The 3,770-nt window shown below is 74.8% G+C and carries 4 protein-coding genes; 3 read left to right on the top strand and 1 reads right to left on the bottom strand.

The window, feature by feature from the left end:
* The first annotated feature begins 31 nt into the window (after positions 1-31).
* Positions 32-787: a hypothetical protein gene (locus BZL64_RS33485; protein ID WP_086772861.1), complete on the top strand. Its 756-nt coding sequence runs from the start codon at positions 32-34 to the stop codon at positions 785-787.
* Positions 784-1,986, top strand: a complete 1,203-nt coding sequence (gene mycP / locus BZL64_RS33490) for a type VII secretion-associated serine protease mycosin (protein WP_086772862.1) — start codon at positions 784-786, stop codon at positions 1,984-1,986. Before BZL64_RS33485 ends, mycP begins: the two co-directional genes overlap by 4 nt.
* Before the next feature lie 21 nt (positions 1,987-2,007).
* Here mycP and BZL64_RS33495 read toward each other — a convergent pair whose 3' ends face one another.
* A complete protein-coding gene (locus BZL64_RS33495) occupies positions 2,008-3,003 on the bottom strand; it encodes a serine hydrolase (protein WP_086772863.1) in 996 nt (331 codons plus the stop codon).
* A 150-nt stretch (positions 3,004-3,153) separates the two neighbouring features.
* Here BZL64_RS33495 and BZL64_RS33500 point away from each other — a divergent pair.
* A partial coding sequence (locus tag BZL64_RS33500; RefSeq protein ID WP_086772864.1) for an SseB family protein occupies positions 3,154-3,770 on the top strand: 617 nt, incomplete at its 3' end.

Here is a 3,770-nt window from a genome sequence, read left to right on the forward strand (position 1 = left end):
CGCAGCCTCATCCACCCCGCGCGCGGGGTGGATGAGGCTGCGCGGGCACACCGTCGCGGCGGCGGCCTGCGTGGTCCTCGGACTCGGCCTCATCGGCGGTGCGGTGACCGGCAGTTGGCTCGTCGGCGACCCCGCGGACGCGGGCGAGCCCGGCGTGTACGCCACCGCGGGCGGCCTGTGGCACAACGTGCCCGTCGACCAGTTGTTCCCGCCCACCGTGGACGGACAGGGCGCGGGCCCCGGCGGCGCCGACCGCACCTGGACACGGATCGCCGTCGCCCCGGACAGCGGCTGCGCCGGCGCCTTCGACCCGCTGCTCGCCAAGGCCCTCGCCCCGGTCGGCTGCGCCCGCCTGCTGCGCGCGACCTACACCGACGCCACCCGCAGTCACGTCACCACGGTCGGCATGCTGTTCACCAAGGCCGACGCGGCCGGCATGCGCGCCCTCGACACCAGGTTCGACAGGGAGGGCCTGGCCCGCCGCACCGACCTGATGCCGCGCCCGTACGCGGCGAAGGGGACGGTCGCCGCCGCCTTCGGCGACGGGCAGCGTGCCTCCTGGACGGTGTCCGTCCTCACCGACGCCCCCGTCGTCGTCTACGCGGTCTCCGGCTGGGCCGACGGCCGTACGGTCGCCACCCCGCAGTCCGCCGCGGAGGCCACCGCGTCCGGCGCCGGCACCGCCACCGCCCAGGCGGGCGTGGGCCACGAGGCGAAGGGCCTCGCCGACCGCATCGAGCGCGGCCTGCGCAAGGCCGCCGTATCGCCCTCGGAGCCACCCTCATGAGCGGGCGCGGACTGTGCCGGGCCGGGGTGCTCAGCTGTCTGCTGGCCGCCGCGGTGGCCCTGGTGCCGCCCAGCACCGCCTACGCGGACGGCATCCGGGCCAAGCAGTGGGCCCTGGAGGCCCTGCACACCGAGGAGGCCTGGGGGACCACCAAGGGCAAGGGCGTCACCGTCGCCGTCCTGGACACCGGCGTCGAGTCCGACCACCCCGACCTCGACGGCAATGTCCTCACCGGCAAGGACATGGTCGGCTTCGGCGCCGGCCCCGGCGACCGCGCCTGGGCCCGCCACGGCACCGCGATGGCCGGCATCATCGCCGGTCACGGCCATGGCTACGCCGACGGCGACGGCGTCATGGGCATCGCTCCGGAAGCGAAGATCCTCCCCGTCCGGGTGATCCTGGAGGACGGCGACCCGTCCCGCACCAAGGCCCGCAACACCCGCGGCAACGCGCTCGCCGAGGGCATCCGCTGGGCCGCCGACCAGGGCGCCGACGTCATCAACCTCTCCCTCGGCGACGACTCCGCCTCGGCCCATCCCGAACCCGCCGAGGACGAGGCCGTCCAATACGCGTTGAAGAAGGGCTCGGTCGTCGTCGCCTCGGCAGGCAACGGCGGCGAGAAGGGCGACCACATCTCCTACCCGGCGGCCTATCCGGGCGTGATCGCCGCGACCGCCGTCGACCGCTACGGCACCCGCGCCTCCTTCTCCACCCGCCGCTGGTACGCCACGGTCAGCGCCCCCGGCGTCGACGTCGTCATCGCCGACCCGGACCACAAGTACTACGAGGGCTGGGGCACCTCCGCCGCCGCGGCCTTCGTCTCCGGTGCCGTCGCCCTCGTCAAGGCCGCCCACCCTGACCTGACCCCGGCGCAGATCAAGAAGCTGCTGGAGGACACCGCCCGCAACTCTCCCACCGGCGGCCGAGACGACTCCCGCGGCTTCGGCTTCATCGACCCGGCCGCCGCGATCAAGGCCGCCGCCGGCCTCGCACCCGAGGACCTGCGCTCGGCGGCGTACGGCGAGAAGTACTTCGGCCCCGGCCCGGACCAGGAGAAGGCCGACGACGCCGCCTCGGGCTGGGCCGGTCCGCTCGCGGGCGGAACCGGCGGAGTGCTGCTGGTGGCCGCCGTGGTCCTGTGGCGGGGCCGCCGCACCCGCGACCGCGAGGACCGGCAGCAGCAGTACGACGCCTTCTGAGCCCGCAGGGGCCCGGCCCGCTCAGGTGTCCGTGAACGCCGACATCGCCGCCTCGGCCGCCGCCTCCACCAGCGCGACGCCCTTCGCCTGCGTCGCGTTGCCGTCCGACAGCACCGCCACCAGGTAGTCGTGCCCGCCGGACGTCACCCGCCCGATGCTGTTGACGTCCCACAGCCCCGTCGCCGTCCGCGGCAGCCAGCCGTTCTTCAGAGCCCACGAGGACCCGTCGGCGACCGCCGACACACCCCACCGCTGGCCCGCCGCGATCCGCCGCATCAGCCCCTGGAGGTACGTGCGCGAGGCCTCGCTCAGTTCCGAGCCGGTCGAGTCGGTGCCGAAGACCTGTCGCAGCAGGGTCAGTTGGTCGGCGGCCGTGGTCCGGGTCAGCCCCCACAGCAGGCCGTCGCCGCCCTCGGTGCCGGTGAGCCCGAACCGTTCGTTCGCCGCGTCGAGCCCCGCCGCGCCGCCGACGGAGTTCCACAGGGCCGTCGCCGAGTCGTTGTCGCTGCTCTCGATCATGGCGGTCGCGTACGTCTTCTCGCCGGCCGTGAGGTGGCGGCCGGCGTCCTGCGCCTGGAGCAGCAGCGCCGCCAGGATGTCCACCTTGACGATGCTCGCCGTGTCGAAGGCACCCGTGCCGTGGACGGCGCTCAGCCCGGACCCGACGTCGAGCACGGCCACGGACACCCGCGCCGCGCCCGGCACGGTCACCGACGCCATCGCCTTCGCCAGCAGGGCGTCGCGGTCCACCACGGACACCGCAGCCTCAGACACTGCGGCCTCCGACTCGGACCGGGTCACGGACTCCACCGACACCTCCCCGCTCGCCGACGCGGAGGGCGTCGGCGCCGCCGACGATACGGCGCCCGGACCCGAGTGCGCCTGCGCCTTCACGTACACGGTCCCGGTCGCCGAGGCCCCCAGCACCGCCACCGAGGCGAGCGCGCAGTACAGGAGGGGACGACGGTGCCCGGAGGGACGAGCGCGGCTGCCGCGGCGTGCTCTGGAGGACTCCATGTCCGTGATGCTGGAGGTACCGACTGTGCGTCCCGTTAGACGCAGGTTAGATGTACGTCAGCGATGCCTGAGAAACCTGTGAAAGCGGTCACCGCCGTGTTTCCGGCCCCGCACAACCCCAGCAGTTTCCCCCCGATAGGGTCGGTGACCGTGGCGAACAAGAACATTCCCGACCCCGGCTTCTCCGACGACGACGGCTCCGCCGACCCGGCGCTGAGCGCCGCGCTCGCAGCCTGGGCCGAGGACCGCACCGCCGTGGGACCCGTGCTGGCGGCGCTCGAGGGCGCCCGGCTGCTCGTCCCCGTGGTCGCCGTGCTCGGGGAGGTCGAGGAGGACGAGAACGGGCTGCGCCGCGAGAAGACGAGCGACATGGCCGTACCGACCCTGAAGGCCGGTCACCGTACGGCCCTGCCGGCCTTCACCTCCACCGCGTCCCTGGCCCGCTGGGACCCGCAGGCCCGCCCCGTCGCCGTACCCCTGCACCAGGCCCTCCAGGCCGCCGCCCACGAGAAGGCCGACACGGTCGTCCTCGACCTGGCCGGGCCGGTCGCCTTCGAACTGACGGGGTCCGCCCTGCTGGCGCTCGCCGAGGGCCGGACCACGACCGACCCGCTGGCCGACCCGGCGGTCGTCGAGGCGGTACGGGCCGCGGTGGCCGCCGAGCCGGCCGTCCTGCGCGCGCACCTGGTGCCGGGGCAGGCCGACGGCACGCTGGCCCTCGTCCTCGCCCCGCACGCCGCTCCCGCCGAGGCCGCGCGGGCCGTGGC

Source organism: Streptomyces bobili (assembly GCF_002154575.1).
In the GTDB taxonomy this organism is placed as follows: domain Bacteria; phylum Actinomycetota; class Actinomycetes; order Streptomycetales; family Streptomycetaceae; genus Streptomyces; species Streptomyces bobili.